Source organism: Bryocella elongata, from assembly GCF_900108185.1.
GTDB classification, from domain to species: domain Bacteria; phylum Acidobacteriota; class Terriglobia; order Terriglobales; family Acidobacteriaceae; genus Granulicella; species Granulicella elongata.
Genome location: NZ_FNVA01000009.1, coordinates 75,707 through 101,796, shown reverse-complemented (window position 1 = coordinate 101,796; position 26,090 = coordinate 75,707). Strand labels below are relative to the sequence as shown.

At 56.8% G+C, this 26,090-nt stretch carries 22 protein-coding genes, 1 tRNA gene and 1 pseudogene; 4 read left to right on the top strand and 20 right to left on the bottom strand.

What is annotated here, in order from left to right; all coding sequences use genetic code 11:
* Nucleotides 1–42 precede the first annotated feature (42 nt).
* Nucleotides 43–843 carry an RNA polymerase sigma factor gene (locus tag C4S68_RS21440; protein ID WP_103935174.1) on the bottom strand — a complete coding sequence of 267 codons (801 nt, stop codon included), beginning with the start codon at nucleotides 841–843 and terminating at the stop codon, nucleotides 43–45.
* A 266-nt stretch (nucleotides 844–1,109) separates the two neighbouring features.
* Between C4S68_RS21440 and C4S68_RS21435 the strand changes: the two genes are divergently transcribed.
* A tRNA-Val gene (locus C4S68_RS21435) sits at nucleotides 1,110–1,184 on the top strand.
* A gap of 103 nt (nucleotides 1,185–1,287) precedes the next feature.
* Here the strand turns inward: C4S68_RS21435 and C4S68_RS21430 are convergent.
* The 7 genes from C4S68_RS21430 to C4S68_RS21400 form a co-directional block, all read right to left on the bottom strand.
* Entirely contained in the window at nucleotides 1,288–1,539 is a 252-nt protein-coding gene (locus C4S68_RS21430; RefSeq protein ID WP_200821613.1) for a site-specific integrase, read from the bottom strand.
* A gap of 136 nt (nucleotides 1,540–1,675) precedes the next feature.
* The gene (locus C4S68_RS21425; protein WP_103935173.1) at nucleotides 1,676–2,698 is read right to left on the bottom strand and encodes a zinc-binding alcohol dehydrogenase family protein; all 1,023 of its coding nucleotides are present in this window, start codon (nucleotides 2,696–2,698) and stop codon (nucleotides 1,676–1,678) included.
* Nucleotides 2,699–2,796: 98 nt separating this feature from the next.
* Complete coding sequence (locus C4S68_RS21420) at nucleotides 2,797–3,684, bottom strand: oxidoreductase (protein WP_103935172.1); 888 nt, start codon at nucleotides 3,682–3,684, stop codon at nucleotides 2,797–2,799.
* A 78-nt stretch (nucleotides 3,685–3,762) separates the two neighbouring features.
* Nucleotides 3,763–4,281: a DUF302 domain-containing protein gene (locus C4S68_RS21415; protein ID WP_235011775.1), complete on the bottom strand. Its 519-nt coding sequence runs from the start codon at nucleotides 4,279–4,281 to the stop codon at nucleotides 3,763–3,765.
* 60 nt (nucleotides 4,282–4,341) lie between these two features.
* Entirely contained in the window at nucleotides 4,342–4,863 is a 522-nt protein-coding gene (locus C4S68_RS21410) for a DsrE family protein (protein ID WP_103935170.1), read from the bottom strand.
* 354 nt (nucleotides 4,864–5,217) lie between these two features.
* Complete coding sequence (locus C4S68_RS21405; RefSeq protein ID WP_103935169.1) at nucleotides 5,218–5,742, bottom strand: cupin domain-containing protein; 525 nt, start codon at nucleotides 5,740–5,742, stop codon at nucleotides 5,218–5,220.
* A gap of 73 nt (nucleotides 5,743–5,815) precedes the next feature.
* Nucleotides 5,816–6,577, bottom strand: coding sequence for a CPBP family intramembrane glutamic endopeptidase (locus tag C4S68_RS21400; RefSeq protein WP_160115274.1), 762 nt, complete (start codon nucleotides 6,575–6,577; stop codon nucleotides 5,816–5,818).
* Nucleotides 6,578–6,884: 307 nt separating this feature from the next.
* On the opposite strand from C4S68_RS21400, the gene C4S68_RS21395 reads away from it, so the two are divergent.
* Together C4S68_RS21395 and C4S68_RS21390 are read left to right on the top strand one after the other, a co-directional pair.
* Nucleotides 6,885–7,514 carry a response regulator gene (locus C4S68_RS21395; protein ID WP_103935279.1) on the top strand — a complete coding sequence of 210 codons (630 nt, stop codon included), beginning with the start codon at nucleotides 6,885–6,887 and terminating at the stop codon, nucleotides 7,512–7,514.
* A 369-nt stretch (nucleotides 7,515–7,883) separates the two neighbouring features.
* Entirely contained in the window at nucleotides 7,884–10,817 is a 2,934-nt protein-coding gene (locus C4S68_RS21390; protein WP_146072261.1) for a sensor histidine kinase, read from the top strand.
* 642 nt (nucleotides 10,818–11,459) lie between these two features.
* Here C4S68_RS21390 and C4S68_RS24050 read toward each other — a convergent pair.
* The 7 genes from C4S68_RS24050 to C4S68_RS21340 form a co-directional block, all read right to left on the bottom strand.
* Complete coding sequence (locus C4S68_RS24050; RefSeq protein ID WP_407641119.1) at nucleotides 11,460–11,675, bottom strand: alpha/beta fold hydrolase; 216 nt, start codon at nucleotides 11,673–11,675, stop codon at nucleotides 11,460–11,462.
* 225 nt (nucleotides 11,676–11,900) lie between these two features.
* Nucleotides 11,901–12,758 (bottom strand): alpha/beta hydrolase, encoded by an 858-nt coding sequence (locus C4S68_RS21375; protein ID WP_200821612.1) that lies wholly within the window; start codon nucleotides 12,756–12,758, stop codon nucleotides 11,901–11,903.
* 195 nt (nucleotides 12,759–12,953) lie between these two features.
* The gene (locus C4S68_RS21370; protein ID WP_235011774.1) at nucleotides 12,954–13,274 is read right to left on the bottom strand and encodes a hypothetical protein; all 321 of its coding nucleotides are present in this window, start codon (nucleotides 13,272–13,274) and stop codon (nucleotides 12,954–12,956) included.
* Nucleotides 13,275–13,422: 148 nt separating this feature from the next.
* On the bottom strand, nucleotides 13,423–14,055 hold the full coding sequence (locus tag C4S68_RS21365) for a response regulator (RefSeq protein WP_103935165.1): 633 nt from the start codon (nucleotides 14,053–14,055) through the stop codon (nucleotides 13,423–13,425).
* Nucleotides 14,052–17,129, bottom strand: coding sequence for a sensor histidine kinase (locus C4S68_RS21360; protein ID WP_103935164.1), 3,078 nt, complete (start codon nucleotides 17,127–17,129; stop codon nucleotides 14,052–14,054). The genes C4S68_RS21365 and C4S68_RS21360 overlap by 4 nt, the downstream gene beginning before the upstream one ends.
* A 1,027-nt stretch (nucleotides 17,130–18,156) precedes the next feature.
* Nucleotides 18,157–18,900, bottom strand: coding sequence for an SDR family oxidoreductase (locus C4S68_RS21350; RefSeq protein ID WP_103935162.1), 744 nt, complete (start codon nucleotides 18,898–18,900; stop codon nucleotides 18,157–18,159).
* A gap of 291 nt (nucleotides 18,901–19,191) precedes the next feature.
* Nucleotides 19,192–20,118 carry an SDR family NAD(P)-dependent oxidoreductase gene (locus C4S68_RS21340; RefSeq protein ID WP_103935161.1) on the bottom strand — a complete coding sequence of 309 codons (927 nt, stop codon included), beginning with the start codon at nucleotides 20,116–20,118 and terminating at the stop codon, nucleotides 19,192–19,194.
* Nucleotides 20,119–20,529: 411 nt separating this feature from the next.
* Here C4S68_RS21340 and C4S68_RS21330 point away from each other — a divergent pair, with 411 nt between their 5' ends.
* Nucleotides 20,530–21,144: a TetR/AcrR family transcriptional regulator gene (locus C4S68_RS21330; protein WP_103935159.1), complete on the top strand. Its 615-nt coding sequence runs from the start codon at nucleotides 20,530–20,532 to the stop codon at nucleotides 21,142–21,144.
* Nucleotides 21,145–21,255: 111 nt separating this feature from the next.
* Here C4S68_RS21330 and C4S68_RS21325 read toward each other — a convergent pair whose 3' ends face one another.
* The 5 genes and pseudogenes from C4S68_RS21325 to C4S68_RS23030 all read right to left on the bottom strand — a co-directional run bounded on the left by C4S68_RS21325 (nucleotide 21,256) and on the right by C4S68_RS23030 (nucleotide 25,579).
* Nucleotides 21,256–21,906 (bottom strand): M48 family metalloprotease, encoded by a 651-nt coding sequence (locus C4S68_RS21325; protein ID WP_103935158.1) that lies wholly within the window; start codon nucleotides 21,904–21,906, stop codon nucleotides 21,256–21,258.
* Between the two features lie 170 nt (nucleotides 21,907–22,076).
* Nucleotides 22,077–22,853 (bottom strand): DUF2339 domain-containing protein, encoded by a 777-nt coding sequence (locus C4S68_RS24045; protein ID WP_407641118.1) that lies wholly within the window; start codon nucleotides 22,851–22,853, stop codon nucleotides 22,077–22,079.
* 519 nt (nucleotides 22,854–23,372) lie between these two features.
* Nucleotides 23,373–24,362, bottom strand: a pseudogene (locus C4S68_RS24040) (DUF2339 domain-containing protein); the annotation flags it as partial.
* A 47-nt stretch (nucleotides 24,363–24,409) separates the two neighbouring features.
* On the bottom strand, nucleotides 24,410–25,075 hold the full coding sequence (locus tag C4S68_RS21315) for a DUF2339 domain-containing protein (protein WP_103935156.1): 666 nt from the start codon (nucleotides 25,073–25,075) through the stop codon (nucleotides 24,410–24,412).
* 156 nt (nucleotides 25,076–25,231) lie between these two features.
* A complete protein-coding gene (locus C4S68_RS23030; protein WP_146072260.1) occupies nucleotides 25,232–25,579 on the bottom strand; it encodes a hypothetical protein in 348 nt (115 codons plus the stop codon).
* Nucleotides 25,580–26,090: the final 511 nt, after the last annotated feature.

The following is a 26,090-nucleotide window of genomic DNA, read 5'->3' as shown; positions in this document are numbered from 1 at the left end:
TGGTTCCTGTTTGCCGCCTCTGACTTATCGCCAGCGTTTGGCCTAAATAAACTCCTTCAATCGCTCTCGCAACGTCTGGTAGGCGCGGAAGAGCAGGCTCTTGGTGGCAGACTCGGAGAGCTTCAGAACCTCGCCGATCTGCTTGTAATCCAGGCCCTCGTACTTGTGCATCAGCACTGCGGTGCGCTGCCGTTCGGGCAAGCTCATCACATGCTGGCGGATGGCCTTCATACGTTCGGTGCGGAGCATGTCCGCCTCGATCGTAGGGGTGGCGTCCGCAACATCCGGCGTTGTGCCCGTCTCGGAGTCGGGCTCATCCAAATAGACGGTGGAAGCCGCTCTTTCGTGGCGAGTATCTCGCGCATGATTTACGCCGAGGTTCGTGGCGATGCGATACAGCCAGGTGCTGAACCGGGCTTCCGCCCGGTAGGTCTCGCGCGAACGGTACACGCGGAGAAAGACCTCCTGCGCCAGCTCCTCTGCGACGGCCTGGTTGTGCACCATCCGGAACATGAAGTGCACGATGGGCTTGCGGTACTTGCTCAGCAGGATGTCAAAGGCACCCATGTTGCCGGCCTTAAGCTCCAGCATCACCTCGGCATCGTTCATCCCCGAGTAGTCACCGCGGGCCACTGCCGCCGTCCGGGCTGCCTGCTCCTCGGGTGTCAGATCGCGAACTGGTTTCTCTGCTGGAACGTGCCCTGGAGTCGTTCCGACCATTCCGGGATGGACCGCCAGCGTTCCCATATCCTCAGGAACCCCATCCTCGTCCGCAGGTTGCGCGGAGTCCACCCTTTTTGGACGAATCTCGTCCTGCGGGGTCGGGTTGTGCGGGGATGGCATGCTTTCGGGATTGTACCTTCCGGCTCTTGAGTTTCCTTAGGCTTAGACGCGGTTCGCGCACCTGTCGGTTGACCGCCCGTACCGCGCAATGCTCACGTTCTGCCACGCCCACCCTGTGAGTGGACTTTATGAAGGTGTTCATTGCTCAGTTTGGCGCGATGGCAGAGCGATGCTATGCTGGACAGAGAGCAGCTGGTCGCATTGAACCGAGCTTTCGCTTGCGTTTCTCATGTCGTACCCGCAGCCACCGGCCAGTCGGCCCGGACGGGCGCATAACTCAGCGGTAGAGTGCCACCTTCACACGGTGGAAGTCGTAGGTTCGAATCCTGCTGTGCCCACCATCAAATCAACAGCTTAGAGCCACTGGCGGAAGAGACTTGATGCCATTTGATGCCAAACTGCACCGGTTGGCATCAACCATGCCGGTTGCTCCGGCTGCATCCTCTACATCGCCTGCTGCTGTGTTGCCGCTGATGTGAGCATCGCGTAGACCGAGCCAACCATCTGCTGCACACTCTCCGGCAGTTCCTGCATGTACTCGTTCGCTGTCGTATCCGCTCGCGAGTGGCGCAGGTGAGATTGAATGTCCTTCACTGAACCGAGATTCTGGGCGCGCGTCGCCATCGTGCGGCGTAGGACCTGAAAATTCGGCTTCGGGATAGCCAACTCGTCCGCCAAGAGTTTAGAAGTGCGCATTGCGATTTAGCGCTCGTCGAAAAGAAATTCCGAACGATCAGGTGAGTTAGTCCACAGAGCAGGTCAACTCGGGCATCTAGTCTCACCTTATTTCAAGCCGTTAAAAAGGTGCGGGTCAAATCTATAAGCGTCAAGGTCAGAATCCGCTCAACGTCACTTTGCCGATTGCTTTACCGCTCTCAGCAAGAGCATGGGCCGTCTTCAGGTTCTCGACATTGATGGGGCTGAAGGTCTGTGTTTGCGTCGAGCGCAGCTCTCCGCGATCGACAAGCTCAGATATGCGGCTCAGGAGGCGTCCCTGCTCGCCCATGTCGATGGTTTGCCACATCGAACGTGCAAACATGAATTCCCAATGGAGTGACGCCGACTTGCGCTTGAGCGGCACCACATCCAGCGTCGCCGGGTCGTCAATCAGGCCGAGCTTTCCCTGCGGAGCCAAGACCTCGACCAAAGGCGCAAAGTTCCGTGCCGTGGCCGTGAGGCTGGCGATGTATTTCACCGGAGGGACGCCCAGTGAATTAACCTGTGGGGCTAGCGGTTGGGTGTGGTCGATCACGTGGTGGGCCCCCATCTGCGACACCCATCGCACGGTTTCCGGCCGTGACGCCGTCGCGATGATGGTCAGTCCCGTGAGCCGGCGCGCCAGCTGCACGAGAATGGAACCCACGCCGCCAGCGGCTCCGGTGACCAGCAACGATTCTCCGTCCTCGCCCTCACGGATACCGAGCCGATCGAACAGCAGCTCCCAGGCGGTAATGCTCGTCAGGGGCAGTGCTGCGGCCTCGGCAAAGCCGATCGTTTTCGGCTTGCGTCCGACAAGCCGTTCATCCACGGCTTGATATTCGGCGTTTGAACCGGGACGTTCCAACGCGCCGGCGTAATAGACCTCATCGCCCACGTCAAATCCGGTGACCGCGCTGCCTTTGCCCACCACTACCCCGGCAGCATCCCAGCCAAGCACCCGAGGTTTGGCCATCTTGTCCGACGCCGAGCCTTGATGCCGCGCAGCCCGCACCTTCGTATCTACCGGATTGACCGAAATCGCTCGGACATTGACCAGCAAATCCCGCGGGCCGAAATCCGGTTGCGGCAGATCCAATTCCACCAGCGAGTCCTCGGCCTCTATCGGTAACGGGCGGATGAATGCGATCGCTTTCATGGTCTCTCCAATCTGGAATGGTGCCGACGCGGCACAAAATCAAGTTACCTGGTCAAATTGTCCAATCCCGCCCCGCCGACGATGCCAAGCGAAAGCAATCACGCCGGAGCAGCGCTTGGCTTGGTATCAGCCAGAGGGGTCGGAAATGCTGTATTGATGCTCGTTGACTCCCACGCTTCGAGATCTTCTGCAACTTGGCTGAGCTTGGCGCGAACGCGCTCAAACGCGTCGGCGCCGAGAACGAGGCGCAACGGCGGATTTTCTGCCCCGGTAACTGCGATGATTGCTTTGGCCGCCAGAACAGGATCACCAGGTTGCTGGCCGTCACGTTCATCAGCACTCTTTCGGGTTTTCCCGCTGCTCTCCTCGTAAGCTTCGATGGCGCGGCCCGCTCGCAGAAGAGAATCACCTGAAAGGAAGTTGGTGCGGAAATAACCTGGCTCAACAATTGTGACGTGAAGGCCAAGCGGCTTGAGTTCAGAAGCGAGTGACTCCGAGAGGCCCTCGACGGCGAATTTGCTGGCACAGTAAAGACCATATCCAGCAGATCCTGCAATCCCTCCAATCGAAGAAATGTTGATAATGTGACCGCTCCTCTGAGCGCGCAGATGTGGCAACGCCGCCTGTGTAACGCTGAGCAGACCGAAGAAGTTGGTTTCGAAGACATCTCGTGCGAGTTTCTCCTCCACTTCTTCTACGGCACCAAGAACCCCAAACCCGGCATTGTTCACAATCACATCAATGCGTCCGTTGATCTGCCAGGCCTGTCTTATCACTGAATCAACGTCGCGATGTTGCGTAACGTCCAGCTGGAACACATGGAGCCTGCTTGACGAGGCATCGATATCCTGGCTCCCCTTTCGTGTCGTTCCTATGACGATATCTCCCTGTTCGAGAGCAGCCGATGCGAGCTCCCGTCCAAAACCTCGTGAGATTCCGGTGATGAACCAAACTCTTGGCAGTTGCTTTTCCGTCGATTTATTCATATCTTTCTCTCATTCCAGTTCGCTTCCTACACTCCACCTGCAGCGCCGCGCCATTATCTCTATGCCCCTAGCAAGCGGCTACTGCGCGGCCTGGGTCGCCAGCGTCTCTACGACGGCAATGTTTTTAGCCAAGTCCTGCGGCAGTCCATGCCGCTCTTTCAAGTACTGGGGGCTATTGTAAGAAACCCAGACTTTTCCGTTGCTGTCTTGCCACACAAGGATCTTTAGAGGGAGGTCAATGGCAATGCTGGGGGCAGCAAGCATCAGTGGTGTGCCGCCTTTGGGGTTTCCAAAGATCAGCAGTTTGGTGGGAGGCATCTTCATGCCAACTTTTTCTGCTTCTCCGCTGTGGTCGATCAAGGCAAAAAGCGTGATCGCCCTGGCGTCCAGGAGCTTTTTTAATATGTCCACAGTCTGGTCGACTGAGTGGTTGCTCGGTATGTCTACGATTCCCTCGCGTTCTTTGACGCCGGATAGGGGTGTGCTATGAATGTCCGGGACAGCCTGTTTGCTTCCATCAATCATTAGACCTCCATTTGCTGTAGCCGCCGGAAAGATCGACGCCGCAAGTAACAGTGCAATGTGAATAGTATTCATGACATATCTCCCTTACTCGGATCCGCCGGAGGCAATGGCTGGAAAGCGATACTGCTTGCGCTATTCGTAAATCAGCGTATACCCCTCCTGCTCCAGTTGCGTCACCCGGACCATCGCATCGGTATCGACCTTTACTCCAGAGATAAGGTCTGCGTTGCCCCATTGGTTCGCTTGTGCCGTGGCACCACATAATTCAATTTGGACGCCCTGCTTGATCAATCCGCTAATGATCTTTTCAAATGGGTTTCCCGTTCGAACATGACGGTTGGTGTTGTATGTATCGTTATTCAGCACGAAATAGGCAGCGTCTCCGTGAAGAACAGCAACAAGGTGACCTTTTGTGCTCCCGTCGCTGTAACTCTTAGCGAGGATGCCGAGGTCTCCAAAAACAAACGGCATATCGCCTACAAATATCGCGTGGCCAATGTCGACCACAATGTTCGCTTGCTCTATTTTGACGGGGACATCGATGTGAAGTGCGTGGCTTTTCTCCGCAGTGGCGCTATCCTGTGCCGGCATTGCAGAGGAACTGATGGCCACGCCGACCACGACCAAAGCCCAAAGTTGTCCTGTCTTAATCATGAGGCCTCTCCTTGTTATGATGTGCAAACTGTGTTTCACCCACAGCTAGAAGGTGAGTTGAATAAGAAATTGCTGCCACCTCAAATCGCTTAGTTCTTTCGCTTCATTTTTCTACAGTCCTAAGCCGTCTCTGCTATGGAGGACAGTCGCCGCGTGATCCCATCACCATTCATTTGGCGCTTGTGCGACGTCCGTGTATGGCCTTGACCAAAGGGCTATTTGCAACTAAACCGATTTACACCAAGCCTGATGCATCTTTCCCACCTCTTCAGTGGAATGTCCCTTTGCGAAGCCTGGAAGGTTGGGGCGATAAGGTGATCCCGGTCAGCAAGGCGGGGTATCCTCCGTGCAGGCTCAACCAAGAATGATTCCAATTGCCGCATTGTCTGATGGCGAGCCGATCCAATAATGGTAACGTGAGGCCACATCGAAAAGCTTTTGCATCACCTCTGGAGTCGGAGCGGGCGGACTGCCTCCGGGGTCAAGTGGCTCTGCCAACTCCCGGAAGAAACGATAAAGCTGTTCCTGGCTCACTAGAACCGTCGCGACATCGAGAGATCCTGAATTGCGAAGCGCGTGCTTTACTCCACCAGCTATGGTTACGACATCCCCAGCTGTCGCAACCTGCCACTTGGCTGATCGTGCATCGTCCTGAAAAACCTCCATGGACCCTTCCGTCACGTAGAAGACTTCCGGGTCCGCGTGGCTGTGTAAAGGGATGACGGTCTTCGCAGGGACCCAACCGCGCATGACACTCAGGTTTGCGCGGGATTGCTCCGGCGTGGAGATGAATTGGAGCAGAGTGCCGACCACAGCGAATGTAGGTTCGTCGTGAATTCGAACGATTGAATTTACATTTCCCGTTTCCGTGGCGTTCATGGTGTCTCCTTTTGTTGTTCGTGAATGGCCTTGGGTTTCTCAGCCATCTACTGTGTGGATATGCTCGGCCTACTCATTTGTGCCAGAGTGCGGTCATGGCAAAGCAGCAGCTCCACTCGACAAAGTCGCCCGCACTATGAGCGATAGCGGGGGCTAAGAGGCTATCGGATTGTTCGAATAAGTAGGCACAGAAGATTCCTATCGCAATTGCATAGATTTGCTGTCCTATGGCTGCGAAGAGCGAAGTATGCCAGAAAGCTCCGGCGTGCGCGAGGGAAAAGACTACTGCTATTAGAATCCCTGCGACTGAGACCTGAAACCCGCCGAACCGTATTCGGTACGACACACGGCTTAGGAGATATCCCAGGAATAGGCCGCGAAAGACTGCTTCTTCAGTAATACCGACAACGAGGCCCTGCATCAGAAGCCATGGGATGACGTTGCCTGGATTGATGGCAAAGGGGCCCGGCGGGGCCGTTCTGTGGATGAGGTTCGAATAATAGTCCACGCAAAGCATCAGCATCCCAAAAGAAGCGCCGATCCACAGAGCAGGCCAGATAAATGAGCGTCCTGGCTGAGGAACACGAAGCCCAAAGCTGCCGCCAAAGTACGGCTTGAGAATAGCCATAAAAGCCAGAGCAACCAAGAGCAGGACGACGTGCGAGACGTAGCCCTGCCGCCAGGAACTGCGGAGCCAGGAGGATGGCAGATGAGACGTGATGAGAGTGAGCGCCCTGCTTACGCTCAAAATGTACAGGCATATGAGCAACGTAGCCGCACCCAAGGAGGAAAAGATTCGGGAGGACCGGTAGGCTGGATCGATTATGGGATTCATGGGCATCCTCTTTGCCAACACCTCATTGCGTCCGCTCGCCGTGCGGGTAATAACCCCAAAACTAGCCGGACCACAGCGCCGTTTGCCACACCAGAAACGACGGATTTCCACCTGAATTTTTCTTCAGGTGAATCAGCATCCTGCAAAGACGAAGTCAATGGGAACAGGATTCGAAATTCCGTGGAATAGGACGCAGGAAAAGACCGCATCCGCACGGAATGGGGAACGTCCTGCGACGCGGCCGTCGTTGTATGCTGTTTTGGCACAGCCTGCATTGCTGACCCTCGACTTCAGACAGGACATTCATATGGTTCAGACAAAGCCAATTTGCATCCTGAGTGTTGAAGACCATCCTGTTTTTCGGGAGGGCCTGAGCACCATTATTGGATCGCAGCCGGATATGCTTTTGGTCGCCCAGGCGAGCAATGCAGCAGAGGCGATTACGCTCTTTCGACAACATCGGCCTGACATCACTCTGATGGATCTACGACTCCCGGGAAGCGATGGTACGGATGCGCTGATTGCGATTCTCGGCGAATTCAAGGACGCTCGTATCATCATGCTCACCACCTCAGACAGCGGTCGGGATATACAAAGAGCCTTGCGAGGCGGCGCTTCCGGCTACATCCTCAAGAGCATGCCGAAGGCGGAAATGCTGGATGTAATTCGGTCAGTCCACGCCGGTAGACGGCATATCGCTTCCGAAGTAGCAGCCCGCCTTGCAGAGCACCTGTGTGACGAGGATCTTACCGGCCGGGAATTGGACGTCCTGCGACTCATTCGCGACGGCTATCGCAACAAGCAAATTGCCAACGACCTCTCGATTGCGGAGACCACGGTTAACTTCCACATCAAGAACCTGGTGGACAAGTTGGGGGCGAATGACCGGACCCACGCTGTGACAATAGCCATCAGGCGCGGCCTGCTTCAGGTCTGACCCTCACATTTGACCTGTAGAAAACTTCAGGATAGCAACTGCAGATTCTCACCTGACGTAGAAGACCAGAAGCCTGTAGCGTTAGTGGCGCTGCATCAACGGATGAGGACATATACCGTCAACGGACCGCAGGCTTGCTAGCCTCAGAGGCTGATCCATGTTCGTCCGCGAAAGGCGGCAGTAGGAGACAGAGATGAATGCCGTCACGCTAATTTTGTTGCAGAGGTCAAGAATGTGAGAATTCAACGGGCACTTTCGCTGTGCATTCTTCTCTTGGTCCTCGGAGCGTCTCCACTCCTGGCGGTCGATCCGAACAGGAGCATCTCTCAATATGCACACAGCGTTTGGAGGATCCAGGATGGGGTCTTCATGGGCACGCCGTCAGCGATCGCTCAGACCACAAATGGTTATCTATGGATAGGGACGAAGGCCGGGCTGCTGCGCTTCGATGGTGTTCGGTTTGTTCCTTGGACCTCACCAAATGGGATGCCATTGCCGTCTCTCGACATCGATTCTCTCCTGGGCGCGCGCGATGGAAGCCTGTGGATTGGAACGCGCGATGGTCTGAGTCATTGGATAAACGAGCATCTGATCAATTACGCAAGCGCAATGGGAGTCATCACGTCGATTGTTGAGGATCATGATGGAACAGTGTGGTTCACGCATTTGGGAGCTCTCGATGGCTCCGGCCCGCTTTGCCATGTGACTGGGACAAGCACCCAGTGTTATGGGAAGACCGAGGGGGTTCCAAACTTCGACTTCGCCGAATCGTTGGATGTGGATTCGCTGGGCAATCTCTGGATCGGCGGCGATACGGCTCTTGTCCGGTGGAAACCGGGGTCTTCCGACTCATACGGTCCCATAGGCCTGAAATCCAATGAGGGCATGCAAGGCGTGACTGGTCTTGCCCCCGATGTCGACGGCTCCATGTGGGCTGGCATGGCATTGGGTGGTCCAGGCATGGGGTTACAGCATTTCGTCAAAAGTGTATGGAAGCCATTTATCGCACCCGAATTGGATGGGCGCAACCTGGAAATCGAGACGCTGTTCATGGACAGCCATAATGCTCTCTGGGTCGGGACACTTAAGCGGGGACTTTATCGCATTTTTGGGCACAGAGTGGATCATTTTCAGGTTGCAGACGGGCTCTCAAGCAACTCGGTGCTCCGATTCTGGGAGGACCATGAAGGGAATATCTGGGCCGTCACATCCAGAGGAGTGGACAAGTTTAGCAACCTTCAGGTTGCCACACTTTCAACCCGCGAAGGACTTGGTACAGAAGAAGTCGATGCCGTCCTTGCCGCTCGGGATGGCACTCTATGGATCGGCGGGGCGGAGTCTCTCGACGCACTCCGGGACGGCAAGGTGACCTCCATACAGGCAGGGAAGGGTCTGCCGGGAAATCAAGTTACTTCGCTGCTTGAAGATCATGAGGGCCAGTTATGGGTCGGCATTGACAGCACCTTGACGGTATACAGGAATGGGCGATTCCGTTGGATCAAGAAGCCGGATGGAAGTCCGTTCGGCGTCATTGTGGGGATGGCCGAAGACTCTGACAACAATATCTGGCTCGAGACCATCGGGCCACCTCGAACACTCATTCGTATTCATGACTTGAAGGTGCAGGAGCAATTTCCTGCTCCTGGCATGCCTGCGGCCCGCCAGGTTGCCGCCGATCCCGCGGGTGGTATCTGGCTCGGCACGAGAAATGGCGATTTCGTGCGTCATCGGAACGGCCATGCAGAGGTAATTGCATTCAAGCACGCCCAGGACTCCCAGGTGGAGCATCTCCTCGTCAAGTCCGATGGCTCCGTGCAGGGCGCCACGGCGTTTGGGCTCATCGGGTGGAAACAGGGCAAGACGCAGACGCTGACCACTCGCAACGGTCTTCCCTGCAACAGTATCTTCTCTATGATCCCCGACGACGCCGGCGCTTTATGGCTCTATACGCAATGCGGGCTCATTGAGATTGAAAACACCGAGATGCAAAAGTGGTGGGAGCAGCCCGATAGCGTGTTGAAGCTGAGGGTCTTTGATCAGTTTGATGGCGTTCAACCGGGGTGGGCGCCTTTCCAGAAAGTCGCAAGAACTCCGGATGGACGTCTATGGTTCGCGAACGGTATCGTCCTCCAAATGATCGACCCGCATCACCTGTACGAGAACGTTCTGCCTCCGCCGGTCCATGTTGAAGGCGTGATCGTCGATCGAAAGAGCTACTTACCGCAAGAGGGACTTCGTCTTCCACCTCTCACGCGAGATTTCGAGATCGACTACACGGCATTGAGCTTTGTGATCCCGCAGAAAGTGCGTTTCCGTTACAAGTTGGAAGGACATGATACCGACTGGCAGGATGTGGGGACGAGGCGCCAAGCCTTCTACAATGATCTCCACCCTGGCAAGTACGCCTTCCATGTAATCGCGTGCAATAACGATGGGGTTTGGAACGAGGCAGGCGCCACCCTCAATTTCAGCATCGCCCCTGGCTGGTACCAGACGAATTGGTTTCTAGCGTTTTGTGCTGCGAGCGCTCTACTCCTTGTGTGGGGCCTTTACCGGCTTCGGCTACGACAGGTCGCGAGTTCCATCTCTGCTCAGTTCGACGAGCGCCTCGCGGAGAGGACTCGTCTCGCTCGGGAACTGCATGACACATTTCTCCAGACCGTTCAAGGCAGCAAAATGGTTGCTGACGACGCGCTGGATGCTGGCTCTGATGAGAAGCGCATGCGCAATGCACTGGAGAAGCTCTCAACATGGCTTGCACAAGCCGTCGACGAAGGACGAGCAGCCTTGCAGTCCTTACGCGTGTCGACCATAGAGAAAAACCGTCTCTCAGAATCGTTGCAGAGGGCGACTGAGGATCATCATCTTCCCGCCTCAATGACAGTTGCATTCTCTGTGATCGGCGACGCCAGAGACCTGCATCCGATCGTGCGCGATGAAGTGTACCGCGTCGGCTACGAAGCCATCAGAAATGCCGCAATGCATTCGCGTGCCAGCCGGTTGGAGATCGATCTTCGCTATGCGAACGATCTGTCCCTCCGCGTCAAGGACAACGGCGTAGGCATTGACCCATCTATATCGGACGATGGAAAGACCGGACACTTTGGATTGCAGGGTATGCGCGAGCGAGCCGCGCGCATCCGAAGCAAACTCTCTATTATGAGCTCCGCAAATGCCGGAACAGAGGTGACGCTCATCGTTCCGGGGAACATCGTCTATCGCAAAACACGGCCGACCGTGTTCGAGAGACTCAAAGCGGAAGCCTTGCGACTTGGAGGATTCTCTAGCATCGACGATCGCTAAATCTTAGAGAATGAGAACGCGCCGTTCCGGCTTGGGTTACAAGCGTCCATCGTGTGTGACTACGCAAACATGTAGTAGGAGAACGATCGAAAGCGGACTGGTTTTGGTGATGAAATAGCCCCTTGCACTAAATAGAATTGATCTTATGAATTCATCCAACGTGCCTTGGGGATGAGGGGCAACTCTACTGCGACACTTCCTGCGTTGCCCGCTTCCGTGCTACGCATATATGCAGTGAACGAACTTGGCAATGGAATCGCCTGACCGGTCCACCCAGCATTGCGAGCAGCAACGGGAGGTAAAAGTGTATGGGAGGTTCTCAAGATCAGCGCTTTCATTTTCGTGCAGCTCGCTCAGCATATCGGCTGGAGTAACGAAGTCAGCATCGTTATCGGGAATGCGTTACAGGCGAGCATATGCCCTATCGACCGAATCGTTGTTCCCCCGATCGTTCGGACACGTTCGGCAATGTCGTCGGTGATGAGAAAGATCTGGTCTCCGTGATCGTCGGGCAGCAGTGTGTCGCTGCGGCTCTGGAAGACGACCTGGATGGTCCGAATCGGTGCGCCACATCCGTACGATGACGCTGCAACGGACGGGCGCACTCTATCAAAGACGGACTTCGCGCTCGAGAGTAAGTATCTATATCGCCGCCTGCTTGATGACGGCCGCGACGAGCTCGGGGTGCGAGACGTAGATAGCATGGCTGCCAGGCGCCTCGGTTACATGAGAGCCCGCGCGGCTTGCCATCATACGTTGGGCTGGTGGCGGAATCATTCCATCGTCTTGGGCAACGAGATACCAGCTCGGCTTCGAGCGCCATGCCGGCTCGGTCACTGCGCCCTGCAGGGCCTCCATCCCCCACGGAACCTGGGAGTCTCCCATGAATGCGGCGATTCGGACATAGACAATATCTCTCTTTGGTTAGGTCGAACGAACAGGTCTTTTGTTGGTGCATAGCATCTCGCGAGGGTTACTTCGAGAGAAGAAGAAGCGCTTCTACGTCCGAAATTGCTAGAGCTTCGCTGATAATTACAGGCAGCGGGGATAGTGAACAGCGAAGCTCCAGCAGGTTCTACTTTGTTACTTAGACGGAGAGCTAACCGCCGCCTGTTCGATGAGAGAGGCGACGGCGTCGGGGTGCGAAAGGAAGACGGAATGGCTCGCCTTGACCGCAACAACTCTTGAGCCAGCTCGTTTTGACATGAAACGCTGAGCGTCAGGCGGGATCATCCGATCTTCCGTCGTGATGAGGTACCAGCTTGGCTTCGTTTTCCAAGCAGCGTCCGTAACCGTGCCATTCAATGCTTCCAGTCCCCACGGCACCTGCGAAGCCGCCATGAAGGCCGCGATCTCAGGATTTACGTCCCCGGCAAATGCCGCCGGAAACTTTTCGCGATCCAGCAGCAGGAAGCCATCCTGGGGAGGCATGATCGGAGGGGGTGTCGCGCCCGGAGCAGGGTTCTTCAGCAGAGATCCGACCGACTCACCGTTGTCCAATGCGAATGCAGTGATATAAACGAGCCCGACAACGTTCGGATCAGTTCCGGCTTGACTGATGACTGCGCCGCCATACGAATGACCAACGAGAATGACTGGGCCATTCATCGCGTCAATCGCTCTCTTGGTCACGGTGACGTCGCCCTCGAGACTGATCGTGGGGTTCTGGACAACCGTGACGTGGTACCCCTTCTTCGTGAGAATCTTGTAGACGCTTTCCCAGCCCGAGCCATCGACGAAACCACCGTGAACGAGCACTATGTTTTTGACAGGCTCCGGATTCTTTGCCTGTGCGTGGGCAAGAGAAGCACCGGCGACCATAAGCGCGATGACGGGTAATATCCGCCAAAGGGCACGTTGAAAACTAGCCTTTGATGCCATGATTTTCGAGCGATCCAATCTTTCTACCGCGGACATCACTAAACCTCTGAACGGTTTCATACGCTGCTTCCTCCTTGAGTCGTTTGATCGCCCGGGCCAGAAGCATCAAGTCCTAGTCACTCAACATGGATCACCTTGCGATCGTGAATGTAATTGTGGTGCGGCTATGTGTTTATCGGAAACGGCATATAGTCGACCTTCACAATCAGTTTTTATGTGGGGTAATTACTCCCCCAATCGGCGGAGCGAAGTTATCTAACGCCGTGTTTTGATCTGCTTTCTCCCAAAAAAGTGGGCATCCATGGAGCACGCACCGGGGCCAATCATTGCCAGGGACGCTCCGAGGGTTGCCAGGACAAGGGCCATCCAAGGATCACCACTCCCGGAGATCATGATCCACAGCTCGCATCCGGCGACAACGACACCAGCCATCGGGGTCCATAAGCCGAGAAGGAGAAGTATGCCCGCAGCAGCAGCGATCACCTGCGGGCTGACCGGCCCAACCTGCGATCCCCCACGCAGGTTCGCCACTGCGTCGTAGATCAGGACAGCAGCGGTCGCGCAGCGCTGGAGCATCAAGCCTCTGCCGGGCAGACCGTTGGCGAAGGTGGAAAATAAGCGTTGCAGAGAGATCTCCTGCAGCATTCCTCGCGCAGGTTAGCTCGCCGCGGCAAAAAACCGAAACCGCTGAAATAAGGAGCGGGCGATCCGTCTTTTGGTGGGGCTATAGCTGGATCATCCCGCGCTTCAGCCCCATGGCGACAGCGTGAGCTCGGTCATTGGCGCCGAGTTTGGAAAGTATGTTTGCAACATGACTCTTCACGGTTGCTTCGCCGATCGAGAGGTGATTGGCGATCAGTTTGTTGGAGTTCCCCACGGCGATCAGCCTCAGCACATCGATTTCGCGAGGACTCAAAGCATCATCGGTCGCATGTTGGGCAAGCTCTGCAGCAATGTCCGCAGGAATTCGTTTTTGTCCGGCATGAACGGCGCGGATCGCCTCCAGGAGCTCACGATGTACGTGCCCTTTCAAGAGATAACCACGTGCACCTGCCTTAAGCGCCCTCAATATCTGAGCATCCCCTCTGTACGTCGTCAGTACGATAATGCGCGCATCGTGGAATTCGCTCTTGATCTCGCGTATGGCGTCAGCACCGTCCATCTCTGGCATTTGGAGATCCATCAGGGTTACATCGGGACGGTGCGATCGGTATCGTTCGATGGCCTCCTGACCGTTTGTTGCTTCCGCAACCAATTTCATATCGGCCTCGGCGTTCACCAGGGTCGCAATTCCGCTCCGAAGAAGAGGATGGTCATCGACGGTGAGAATTCGGATCAACCCGGGTTGACTATTCATAATTTCCTCTCCCTGCGAAACACCGCAAACTTTTGCTTCTTGCGTATTTCCTCGTAAGCGACGGTCGCTGGAATCGTGACTTCGATCTCCGTTCCGGCCCCATCCTGACTCCAAAAGCTCAATTGCGCCCCTATCTGTATCGCTCGTTCCCGGACCCCAGGCAGCCCCCAATGTCCAGGACGGCGGCTTTCTTCCAGTACCTTAGGATCGATGCCCTTGCCATCATCACGTATTCGCAATCGCAGCTGGTTTTTGTCATACCGTATCTCGGCTTCGACTTGACTTGCTCCAGCATGCCAGAACGCATTGCGGAGCACCTCACGAGCAATCCGGTACACCTCGCCCTGCAGCTCCGGATACAGCTTCTGCGGGTCTCCTTCTACGATGACGCGGAAGCTTGGTGACTTGTGGTTCGTGTCTTGAAGGGCTGCCAGCTCTTCGCCGATCCCCTCCAGCAAGGTCGCGAGATCCTGCTCAGAAAGTGGCTCCGATCTTAGATCGTGGATCGCCTCTCGGCTTTCGGCAATCGCCTGTTCGGTCTCAGAAATTGCCTTATCAAGAGTCTGCATGGCATCTTCCGGCCTGCGAGGTAGCATGTTCCTCGCCGCCTGAAATTTGAACATCAGCCCATGCAGGCTTTGGAGGAGCGTATCGTGCAGTTCGCGGGCGATGCGGGTCCTCTCTTTCACACGGGCTTCCAGTGCGACGGCAAACTCCTGCTGCATTTGTCGAAGCCTCAGCAAGTAGAAGACCCAAAACAACGCTACGACGATCGCGCCGCACATCACCCGAAACAAATTCGTCTGATAGTAGGCCGGAGCGACCCGTAGCTGCATGGATGCGCCCGCCTTATTCCAAAGACCGCTGTTGTTACAGGCAATCACATGAAAGGTATAGTTCCCCGGTGGAAGATCGTTATAAAACGCGGCGCGCCTGGTCCCTGGCTCTTGCCATTGTGTGTCGTAACCCTCGAGCATGTAGCGAAAGAGGACCTTGGACGGCGCAACGAAGCTCAGGCCAGCATAATCGAACTCCACCTGGTGCGTTCTAGGGGGAAGTCGCAAATCGCTCTCAGTCCCATAAACCTTGCGATCAGCGATTACCTGTTCCACGTGCACGGGCGGGACAACCGTGTTGTAAGGAAGATGGTCAGGGTCGATCATCATTACAACACTGTTGTTGTGAAACCACAGCTTTCCATCCGTACTGCGAACTGCCGCTGGATGAGAAAGAGGGATTCCCGCGCGGAAGCCGTCTATCGCTTGAAAAGGAGAGACCTGAAACCGGCTTTCAGGATCTGCCCACCATCGTTCCAGGTCTGAATGCTTGATTCGCATCAGGCCACACACCGTGGACAACCATAGATCTCCATGAAGATCCGCGAGGGCCGCATACGTGCGTGCGCACGGCAGACCATTGCGCTCATTGAGCAGCTGCAGTCTTCCATGCCGATATCCGATGACCCCACCGTTCGCAACTCCCCACAAAGTTCCGTCCGAATCGAACGAAATGTTGAAGATGGTCCCGATGCGCGAGTACTTTCGAACGAGGGGTTCCATCGACAGTTCCTGCCACTGTCCGGTCTGATAGTGCATCAGTCTTCCATCAAGAAAACTGAGCCAAACGCCTCCATGAGGATCTGTTACCACGAAAAACGCCGCGGGGAAATGCGGTGGTTTGAACTCTTCGCGGACCTTGTAATTCTCAATGCGGAGTAATCGTGGGTGCAGACCGATAATTTCCGCCCAAATTGTGTGATCCGTGGCCTCCGCAAGGGATCGTACGTCGTCGCCCATTAGAGCGCTCCCGGTGACAACGTGCCATTGGCCACCCGCCTGTACCCTCAGTCCGCCATCGCCCCCAATCCACAGGTTTCCGCGGTCGTCCTCCAGCATTGCGGTAGGATGACCATGCATCCAGGGAGGCATTTTCAGCGGAGTGACTACAGAAGCGTGAATCGAACTCATGGATGTGTCGCTCGCTATCGTGACGGAGCCATCCCGTCGGGCCAGCATCGTAGCGACATAGTCCGCACTGACTCCCTGCACGCTCGAGTACGTCACAATCGGCAGATCGCGAAAGTGGTCAAGACCCTCGCTTGTTGCGATCCAGATGCCGCCCTCATGATCCTGAAAGATCCGAGTCACGAAGTTACTGGACAAACCGTCGTCATGTCCAAAATGGTCGACATTCTGGCCATGGATGCGATAGATCCCTTGATTCTCGGTTCCAATCCACAAGCAATGATCTTGATCGAGAAACAGCGTATTCACTGCGACGTTTGCACCATTGAAGCCTGGCGCAGTGTAAGGACTCCATCTTTCATCGGATAAACGCTGCAGGCCATCGCGGGGGCCAGTTCGGCTCTCTCCCGTCCAAACTATGCCCTCGCCCCCGGCCATCGTGGTATTGAGCAAGCGGCTCGAATCAGGCGAACGTGCCCCAGAGAGAAAATGCTCTCGAATGAGCTTTCCCTGCCATTCAATCACTGACCCAACCCCGGCAATCCAAAAGCGTCCGTGCGCATCTGTCGCGATTGGACCAGCGGCGATAGATTGAATCCCCGAGGATTCCCCAAAGCACTGCTCTATGTCAGCCGACACCTTGCAGAGTGGCCCGGTGAACTGATGCATATGCGACCGCGTAATCCATATCGCGCCTTCTCCGTCTTCCGCAATCCCCTCTACCTCCGCAATGGGAGCGTCCACACTCGTGAACTTTCCATTGGCCCAGTGTGAGAGCCCTCCTCCGCCGCCGATCCAGAGACTCCCATCCCTGGCCGTATACAGGGCCGTGATATTCGCAATGGCAAATGGATAGTGTTGACCAGGTGGAGGGTTCCAAGCGAGGAAACTCGCGCCGTCATACCGGTACAGTCCACTCGGCGTCCCGACCCAGAGGTATCCGTCCGGTGTTTGCGCGAAGGCATTCGGGTTTCCGCCAATCGCCCCGTCCTGCACACGCCACGCCGCGTGTCCATACTGCGAGATGCGGTTATCAGGATTCAGCGCCAGCAGGGGCTGAACGAACGCGACAAAGGCGAAGAAGATCAATAGCAGCTTCTTTGTGTTCATCCTTCGCTCCAGTCTCGACGGCTATGCAACGACCCATCATTCAACAGGGAAGTTTACCCGGTTCGGCCGACGTCAGCACGTCGGGAGGGTCGGTTTGATGAATCTGGGCACAACAGGAACACGATCGCGTTCCCTCGGTGTGTTTTTTAGAAGCTATCGGAATCACACATCGCCGGGTATTCCTGCAAGTTAGTTATTCTGGCATACAGTCACGACAGAGCGAAGATGCGATGAATTGGAGCAGCGCTGACCTACACCCTTAGCTTCAGCGAAGGTATCGCGAAATTCGCGTTTATCCGAGGCTAATGTTGGTTCGCGCGTAAAGCTACCGTCTCGGTCCAGCCCAGACCCACAAAATCCCTCAAAAACTGGTATCGACATCCCGTCGCGTAAATACTCCGTTCGTCACCATGAGCAGGCGATCCGAGAGCGAGCATCGACACATCCGGGAAGGCCAAGAAGGGTCGCGATAGAGTCTCTGACGACCCTCGTAGAAAGCAGAGTTAAATCCATATCGGGCTTTAGTCCGCTCAGGTACGAGCCCAAAGCATAGGTGGCCTGCGCGACGTGAATGACCCATGCCCCGAACGTGCGGACGCCCGCGACTCAGTTTGTTGCCCATTTGCGAAAATCGCCGCGCCTGGTGCAAAACCATACCTGTCGGCAGGGAATGCCTTCGCCCCGCTGATCATCTGATATTCAGTCATATTCAGCGGCGAATTTAGCGTCTCTGCCGGAGCGACCCACGTCGCTGGAGCAGCCTTCTCGACTCCCTGCTGCGTTTCCTCTACCGGTGCCATCGTGGAGATAGCAAGTAGATTTACCGCAGCCACAACATGCTTCATCGCTTTCATTGTTTCTTCCGTGGGTCGCGCTACACCGAACAGGCTTGGACTACTTGCTCTGAGCGAGCCGCGGCGACGACCGAGCCGACGCCACGGCTTGCTGTATCGCATCAAATGCGTCCTGGTATGCGAGTTATTGAAGACCGTCCTCGATGTGAGCACCTACCTGGACGGTCCAGGCCTCAGAGTTGCGACCAGCCCCCATCGACCGGAAGTTCAGCGCCGGTCGTGAACGTCGCGTCGAACGCAAGGAAGACGACGGCCTTGGCGATTTCGTCGGACGTTCCCCAGCGTTTCATCGGGACCATGCCAATCATCTTGTCCCTGATCTGAGCGGCTGCGTCAGCGGAAAACGCTTTTTCGACGATCGGCGTGTCGATGGGACCCGGCGTCACCGCGTTCACGCGAATCTCGAGAGAGATCAACTCAGCAGCCAGCGTACGAGCGAAGGATCGCAGCGCAGCCTTGGCGGCTCCGTAGGTGGCGTTGCCAGCCATTCCCTTGACGTTGGCGATCGAGGCCGTGAGCACGACAGAGCCTCCCCGATGGATGAGCGGCGCGAACTTCTGCACTGCGAAAAGCGGACCCTTGGCGTTCAGGTTGAACATCTCGTCGTAGATAGCCTCGGTGATGCTCTCCAGAGGCGCTCGGATGCTGAACCCGGCGTTGACGAACAGCAGGTCGATGGTGTCGAACTCGGCCTTCGTTCGAGCGGCGAGAGCATCGAGGTCCGTCAACGACCGCGCGTCGCTCGAAACCACGATGGCGTCATTCCCAAGCTCCTTCTGCGCCGATTCCAGGCCTTCCTTGGAGCGGCCCGTCACCAGAACGCGCGCGCCTCCATCAAGGAGCATCTTCGCCGTAGCGAGCCCCATGCCGCTCGTGCCGCCGATGATTACGACCTTTTTCCCTTCGTACCGTTTCATGTGAATTCTCCTTGAGAATGGTTTTTGTTCGTCCTGTCGCAGTAATTCCAAGTTAGGGAAGTGGCGATGTTGTTTTGCATCCAGTGACGCGCGGATCCGCGCTCCTTCAGGTCCCCGCGTTCGAGGATGCGGGTTATGAGAAGTCGATACCGGAGACCTTGACGACGGCCCGCCACGCGGCTTCCTGGCTAGAGCGATCGTGGAGGTTTGGGTGGCGCTGCGCCTCAATTGGGCGGTCAAGTTCCCTTGAGCTGAGACGGAGGATTGCCCGGAGGCGTCGGTTCGGAGCGCCTAATGTGTGAAACGATGAATTGCCTCGTAGGCGTTATCTTGAAATGAAGTTTTTCTCAAATCGGTAAAGAAGGTGCTCTGGTCCACCATGTCGCCCGACAACTTACCCTCTTTACTGGCATAGAACACGCCGCTCTTGTACCGCTCATCAGAGATGGCGTCTACAAAGCGTTTTGCGCCTACGTCCAGCGTATGCACCATTTCGCCCATCAAAGGGAAGACGATAGGCATCATCACGTAGTTCAACATGAACCGCATTGGCGGTGGAAGGCTTTCTGCCGCCTGAGTTCCTTTTGTATTCCCTGGGCTTACAGCAATGAACTTGAGCTTGGGGTACTTTCTTGCAATGGATAGCGCCCACATGGTTTCCGCGTACTTGACATAGGCGTATGCATGCAATGCCACGAACTTCTTGTCGAAATAGGATCCGTCAAGAACGGCAGCAAACTCATCGACAGAAGAAGTCCTCATTGAAACTCGTTTTACTCCGAGCATCTTTACGCCTGGAATAGCTTCGGCACTGACTGCTAGAACTGCTTTCCTTACCTTGTCCCGTTTGATCAATTCCTCCACCAGGATCACGTTGCCTAAAATATTCGTGGCAGCTAATTGGTTCATTCCGGAAGGCGTGCGGTTCGCAGCCGTTTTCCCAATGACCCCACCTGCATTCAAGACAACTGCATCGAGCGGTTCCTTGATCTCTTCGGCCGATCTTCTTATGGAATCTGCATCCGTAACGTCCCCGATGGCAATTTCAAAAACCTTTTTACCAGCTTTCTCCTCAAGATCCTTTTTTGCTGCTGCCGCTCTCTCGCGATTTCTGCAAAATAGGATTACCCTTTTGGTTTCTTGTTTCAATGCGAACTGTCGGGCAGTTTCTCTCCCAAGCCCAGCATTTGCTCCGGTTATCAAAATACTCTCGATCATTCTTGTTCTCCTTCTTTAGGTTCTTAGTTACTTGGGGAATGGAGCAATCCGACAGTCAGTTGATGATGGCCGCCCAACTTGGCCTGAGTCGCCTCGACGGCCGCCGCCGTGAACACGCGCTTCTTACCTGGGCTATCTCGGCATTGGGCCGTAGGAAATCGGTCGGGCTGGCCTCGCTTGGCCAGCTCGGGGAGCGCGGGCTGAAGGCTGGCCGGGGCGCTCAGATCCAACGCCGACGGCGTGGCCGAAGCTGGAGGTGGCGCCGGTGACCAGAGCGATTAAATTCATGAGTGGCTCCTGAGTGAAAGGGCAAAGAGAACCGGAGAAGCGTAAGGCCAGAGCCAGCTTGTTAATATAGAACTACTTGGTTGTATATTGGTAAGATGGAAGTGTCAAGGAGTTTTGAACTAAATGATTGCAAATACCGCAAGACTGCGAGGACGACCGCGCAGCTTCGACGAGACGGGGGCGCTGGAGAAGGCGACTCAGGTGTTCTGGTCGAAGGGCTACGACGGAGTGACGATTGACGATCTCGTCGCCGGGATGGGTGTGGGACGACCGAGCCTGTATGCCGTCTTCGGGGACAAGCGGGCGATATTCCTGCGCGTCCTCAGGGCGTACGCAGAAAAGAAGGGCGCATTAGCCGCGAAGGCGCTCTTCACTCCACAGAGTCTTCGCGACTCAATCGCGGGCTTCCTCAAGTACAACGTCGAAAGTGCGACCGAGAAAGGATCCGCCCGGGGCTGCCTTATGATTTGCGTCGCGCCGCTTGTGAACGATGCTGAGGTTCAACGTTTTTTGCAGAACGCAGCCTCGGGCGGAGCGATGCTTCTTGAGCGCCGTTTCCGGGACGGGATCTCTGCGGGAGACATCCCGCCTGACTTCCCGGTAGCTGTGCGCGCGGTCCAGGTCACGGATCTTGCTCGTGGCCTGGCCATGCGTGCGCGAATCGGCACGCCGCGCAAGACGCTCCTCAAAGATGCTGAAGAAGCGACCGACTTGGTTCTCCTGCCGTGGCGCGTCTGACGGGCATTGGAAACGATTCGCTGACCGTGGAAGCTCTGTGCCGGTCGTGAAGCGCAGCGTCCGGTGATGGTTGCGCATCGCCTTACTCGCGCCCTTGGGGGCAGATGATCCTCACATCGTTGCGAGTAGCTTTACGGCTGACAGAATCAGCAGGGTTGCGAATACCGGTCCGTTTGTTTGCCGCGTCTGGGAGGCCGAGTGTGGCTCCAGCCTTGCAAACTCGCCAAAGAGTTGGAGAATACCGGTGTAGGAGTAGGCGGCTTCCACAGCGAGCGTCGTTCCATCGCGGTCTGCTTCAAGCTCCTGCTCCTTGCTGTACCCGGCCATGAAGCGATCGATAGGAAGTCCTAGGAGATTCCCAAGGGGGCCGAACTGATGCAGCCGCGTCTCGGTCTGTGCGCGCTCGGCGCAGTGGCGCAGATCGACGTGCTCCACCTCATGGCCGAGCACCGCTGCAAGCGCGTCTTCGCTTCGCATCAGGGCGAGCAGGCCCCGCCCCACGAAGACGTGTCCTCCGGGAAGAGCGAAGGCGTTTCCGAAACCTGGATCCGGAATGTAGTGAAAGGTCCATGGCAACCTGCGACGGGCGTGGGCCGCTGCCTTGCTCCCGACGACCTGGAGGTAAGCCCCGATGCGCTGGTCCTGGGCGTGCCTCTCAGAAAAAGCCTCTCTGCTATCGATGCCGAGCGACGCGCCCGCACGCTGAGCGAGTTCATTCCCAAGGGTGATCTCTTCGGCATCGGACCTTCGGTCGAACCGCATCGGCACAAGCGTTACGGCGTGTTGAGCCTCAGTAGCCGCAGTGAGTAGCGCCTGCGGACTTGGCTGCGTACTGATGTGCCGCGCTGAATCAGCACGATGGCCACAAGGCACGCGGTAAGAATCACACCAACGGGATATAGCGACTCATCGTTCGTCTTTCGGCCAAAGAGTCATAGCAATTCGAGGATGGTTTCGCGATACCGCGAATAGAGGAAGGACACAAGAAGCAGTGCCGCGCCCATCACGATGAGTGTGACGTAGCGGTCTGTAGGAGAAGCGTGCCAAATATCCACTGCGATGATCTTGCCGACGCAGACGAGGAGGAGGCCCAGACCCGAAAGGCGGAAGCTCCGCTCCCCAACTGCGAGGGCGAAGAGGAACGTAAGCAGACCGAGGGCGCTCCAGCCGACGGTGATCATCCCCGCACGTAGCTGTACTGCGATCAGCACAATCAGGATGGCGAGAGGAGCGAAGAATACCATCTGCTCTGGCCGTCGAAGGATGAAGTTTCGCCACGCCGGTTCTTCGATGGAGGCTTCGGATTGCTGCCGGCGGATCGAGAATGCGATAGGCAAAGCCGCAAGCAGGAGAACGCAGGTGATTCCTACGGTGAAGAGCCTCCCTTCCCAGAACTTCGCCGCAAGCGGCTCCATGCTGAAGACATTGAAAGCGATTGCGCGACCAGCGGTCATCGCGATGATCGCAAAGGCCTGGTCGGAAAAGACCGAACGTTGCAGCACTCGAGCCAGCAGTAAGAGAGCGATCGACAGCACCGCTGCGCCAATCGAAACCCATGCGGGGCGCAGGCTGAAATACAACAGCGTCGCGACAGTCCCAAGCGCGAACCATGCGCTCGCAGTCTCGGCAATGCGATCCACGCGGTCGGACTGTTCGCTGGCAAAGAGCCTTTGGTACACCCAGGCATACACGGCCGCGAGCGGGAGCATGGTGTACAGGCGAGGTGCCGGTGCGAGCGCGACGTTGATGAAGAACAACCGCGCGAAGCTGGCGAAGAGCAAACAGAAACCCTGATGGCGGAAGAACGGCTTGCGCGTTGCAAGGCCAAGCTCCACCAGGATCATCCCCAGCAGGCACCATGCCACACTCAGAGCGGCCGGTTCCAGCGCATACCACCCCAGAACTCCCAGCATGGCTGCGGCGGCCCAGGTGTAGAAGCGTTCGATGGCACCTAGCCGGAAGATCTGGGCGGACTGCTGTCGACGCATATGGGCATAGAGCATTGCTGTCGCGACCAAAAGGATGATGACCCGCGGCTGATGCGCGAAGTGATCCCACTGCGTGAAATTGATGGCACCTGCGCGAGCGACTGCCGCAAGCGAAAGAAGGTCCGCCTGTTGAGCCAGGTCCTCAGACCTGAGTCGGACAGAGATGAAGGCTAGCAGCAGCGCGATAGCGAGCCACGGCAGGATCGTCCATGGACCGCTCAGCACGAGCCACGCCGTCAAGCCACCACAGAGGAGCGCCACGTAGCTCAGAGCACGCAGAGCATTGGTATCGACCGGCCTCTCCGCGATAAAGGGCCAGCGGCGTGAGGCAAACTCCGAGTTGAACCACGCCGCCAGCGCCGCACAGCCACAGGCGATCGCCAACGCAACGTGATGGCTTCCATCCAGAGCACTTTGGCGCTCGTCGAGAATGGGAAAAACACCCGTGATGACGAGTTGCGCCACCGCTGCGAATGCGGACAGAAGTCCCAGGCGGCCAAAGACGGTCTCCCGCAACGCAAGGCCGGCAACAAACAGCATCTCCGCCTGCAGCAGCCAGAGTAGTGACCAGTTGGTACCGCTGAAGCGGTACGGAACTGCCGCGAGCAGGAACAGCGAAGCGATAATGACCAACGCTACGAACGCGTTGTGATGCCGCCGTCGTGAGAGGAACGCGAGAACGAGCTCCGCTGCTCCCAATGCCAATAGCCCCCGGAAAGCCCATTCCGGATGCGCCGACTGGTATTTGAGCAGGGTGAGCAGACCCGCAGAGTTCAGCAGAACGTTCAGCGTTGAACACAAACGGTCACGATCGTTATCCGGAACCCGGAAGATATAGAAGATGCGGAAGAGCAGCCAATACAAAATCAGCAACCCAGCGCTGGGCAGGAACTCCGGAAAGGGATGGCCCACCTGCGCTCCGTTCGGCAGCACGCGGTATAGCCACAAGAAGTGGTTGACGTACACCGCGACGAGACCGCCGAGCACCAGTACAAACCAGCGCTGCCGAAACGCCACAGCGACCAGGCCCAGTGCGAGGATGGCTCCGGCGACCAGGCTAAAGATGGTGACGTGACTGATGGAGACGGTGAAAAATGCCAGCAGAAAGGCAAGGCTCGTGACGACCTGGGAGCGATAGCGAAGCGAGTGAATGACCATCGCTGCCGCGATACTCAGCATCAGCACCAGATCGGTGGCCTGCGAATGAAGGACCTGCATCGCCGACAGATGATAGAGCGCGAAGGTAACGAACTAGAGCAGCGCCCAGCCGCCACCCATCATCGCTCGTGCGAAGATTTGATACCGCACCGACGCTCTAGAACGAGGCCGGCAACGAGAATGCCGATCGACAGCGAGAAGCCCATCAGGCTCTTGCCCATCGGACCGAGCGCACGGACCTGGTAGCCAAGCAGGAGCGCAAGCCCCGTAACAAGGATCACTATACCGAGCTTGTTAAGCCAGTTATGCCCGAGGCGCTCCTCCAGTGAGATTGCGCGTCTCGCAGTGCCGGGCTCGACTCCAGATATCGAGAACGACGGCAACGAGGGAGCGGGCGGAGCGAGGCTCTGGACGAGCTTCGCTGTAGGTGCGTTCGTGGGGCTAACCGCCGGGCCCGCAACCTTGGGAGTATTGATCGCCGTCTCAACTGGAACCGGCGCTATGTGCTGTGTAAAAGGTGCAGTGGCTGGCGCGGGATGATGCGTGGCGTCGAGGGTTGCCTCGGCCTTAGGCTGCTGCGGTCGCTGCGCCAGCCACTCACCGGGTCGGGGCACAGAATCAGCGGCGTCCACTGGACGCCTCTCCAGCGCAACCAGCCGCTCTCGGAGACGATGGAGCTCCCGATCAAGTTCCTCGAGCTTCGTCGCAGCGTTACCTAAATTCGAGACTCGAACGGCTAGCCAGACGACGGCCACGATGAGGAGAAATAAGAAAAGCTCTTCCATGGAATGGCCAACAGTATTCCAGTGAAAAACCTGCCGTGCAACATGTTTGCTCCCGACTGGTCATGGCCTTGCAGACGGCTCCACGCTCAGCTGGAGATGTTCGGCGCGAGGTTCACCGAAGAGCCAGGCGCCCGATTTGGTCGCGGCATAGACAGTTCACTTCCGTGCAAGCCGCCACGTCAGTGCCTTCGCTGAGTATTCACGGCGCTCGAGCATTGAACAAGGATTGGGCTGCCCCACGGTCAGCCCAACACCCACTGGTTGGAAATTGATGCCATTTTGATGCCAAATGTGGCCAGCAATACCGGTTTTTTCCCGGTCTTCCGGCCCATAAGACCATTTTGTGGCAGACCCGCAAAAACGCTGTTTCTCGCCCTCTCCTTTCGTGAGCATCCGGTACACGGAAACGAGCAGTTGTTGGACGCTTGCCGGCAGCGCCTGCATGCACTCGTTCGCGGTAGTGTCCGGTCGCGCATGCCGCAGGTATGCCTGAATGTCTTTCACCGATCACAAGTTCCGGGCCTGAGTGGCCATCGTCCCCCTCAGGATCTTGAAGTTCAGCTTCTCGATCCGGAGTCGTTCAGCTAGAGGCGTTAGCACGCGGCGGCGGTCGTTGGTGACGAGCAGCAATACCCCGTCAGCATTGGGGAAGATGAAATCCTCGGGCGAACGGGGACGTCGCTGCCCGCTCGTCGCGAAGGCAGGTGGATAAACTTCCGCATAGTGATCCCGTCAGCCCCGGGGACTGCGCTGGTGCTGCGGCAGACGCTCTACTCCACGAAAGAGCGCGAGTCGATGCCGGTAGTTTGGGCCATCCTCCACGGTGACAATGGCTCCCGCTTGAATCTGCTCGCGACCTCGAGCACGGGTGATGATGATTCAGCTGCAAGAGAATCCAGGACGCCTGCCGTTGTCCAAGTTCCGGCGGTTTGTGAGCCGCTCTCGGCCCGTGGAAAGCCAGCAATGTGCGGGCGATGGCACGACCTCGCGATCCCGCCGTCAAGCAGGATCCACG

What these genes read in the sequence shown, in the direction of transcription:
- C4S68_RS21400 (WP_160115274.1), bottom strand. Translation starts at nt 6,577, where the DNA reads ATGAATCCCATAATCGATCCAGCCTACCGGTCCTCCCGAATCTTTTCC.
- C4S68_RS21420 (WP_103935172.1), bottom strand. Translation starts at nt 3,684, where the DNA reads ATGAATAAATCGACGGAAAAGCAACTGCCAAGAGTTTGGTTCATCACC.
- C4S68_RS24045 (WP_407641118.1), bottom strand. Translation starts at nt 22,853, where the DNA reads ATGCTCCCGCTCGCGGCCGTGTATGCCTGGGTGTACCAAAGGCTCTTT.
- C4S68_RS21370 (WP_235011774.1), bottom strand. Translation starts at nt 13,274, where the DNA reads ATGCTCCAGCGCTGCGCGACCGCTGCTGTCCTGATCTACGACGCAGTG.
- C4S68_RS21395 (WP_103935279.1), top strand. Translation starts at nt 6,885, where the DNA reads ATGGTTCAGACAAAGCCAATTTGCATCCTGAGTGTTGAAGACCATCCT.
- C4S68_RS24050 (WP_407641119.1), bottom strand. Translation starts at nt 11,675, where the DNA reads ATGGAGGCCCTGCAGGGCGCAGTGACCGAGCCGGCATGGCGCTCGAAG.
- C4S68_RS21425 (WP_103935173.1), bottom strand. Translation starts at nt 2,698, where the DNA reads ATGAAAGCGATCGCATTCATCCGCCCGTTACCGATAGAGGCCGAGGAC.
- C4S68_RS21405 (WP_103935169.1), bottom strand. Translation starts at nt 5,742, where the DNA reads ATGAACGCCACGGAAACGGGAAATGTAAATTCAATCGTTCGAATTCAC.
- C4S68_RS21430 (WP_200821613.1), bottom strand. Translation starts at nt 1,539, where the DNA reads ATGCGCACTTCTAAACTCTTGGCGGACGAGTTGGCTATCCCGAAGCCG.
- C4S68_RS21350 (WP_103935162.1), bottom strand. Translation starts at nt 18,900, where the DNA reads ATGAAACGGTACGAAGGGAAAAAGGTCGTAATCATCGGCGGCACGAGC.
- C4S68_RS21390 (WP_146072261.1), top strand. Translation starts at nt 7,884, where the DNA reads ATGGGCACGCCGTCAGCGATCGCTCAGACCACAAATGGTTATCTATGG.
- C4S68_RS21330 (WP_103935159.1), top strand. Translation starts at nt 20,530, where the DNA reads ATGATTGCAAATACCGCAAGACTGCGAGGACGACCGCGCAGCTTCGAC.
- C4S68_RS21315 (WP_103935156.1), bottom strand. Translation starts at nt 25,075, where the DNA reads ATGGAAGAGCTTTTCTTATTTCTCCTCATCGTGGCCGTCGTCTGGCTA.
- C4S68_RS21440 (WP_103935174.1), bottom strand. Translation starts at nt 843, where the DNA reads ATGCCATCCCCGCACAACCCGACCCCGCAGGACGAGATTCGTCCAAAA.
- C4S68_RS21340 (WP_103935161.1), bottom strand. Translation starts at nt 20,118, where the DNA reads ATGATCGAGAGTATTTTGATAACCGGAGCAAATGCTGGGCTTGGGAGA.
- C4S68_RS21325 (WP_103935158.1), bottom strand. Translation starts at nt 21,906, where the DNA reads ATGCGGTTCGACCGAAGGTCCGATGCCGAAGAGATCACCCTTGGGAAT.
- C4S68_RS21365 (WP_103935165.1), bottom strand. Translation starts at nt 14,055, where the DNA reads ATGAATAGTCAACCCGGGTTGATCCGAATTCTCACCGTCGATGACCAT.
- C4S68_RS21375 (WP_200821612.1), bottom strand. Translation starts at nt 12,758, where the DNA reads ATGAAACCGTTCAGAGGTTTAGTGATGTCCGCGGTAGAAAGATTGGAT.
- C4S68_RS21360 (WP_103935164.1), bottom strand. Translation starts at nt 17,129, where the DNA reads ATGAACACAAAGAAGCTGCTATTGATCTTCTTCGCCTTTGTCGCGTTC.
- C4S68_RS21415 (WP_235011775.1), bottom strand. Translation starts at nt 4,281, where the DNA reads ATGAATACTATTCACATTGCACTGTTACTTGCGGCGTCGATCTTTCCG.
- C4S68_RS21410 (WP_103935170.1), bottom strand. Translation starts at nt 4,863, where the DNA reads ATGATTAAGACAGGACAACTTTGGGCTTTGGTCGTGGTCGGCGTGGCC.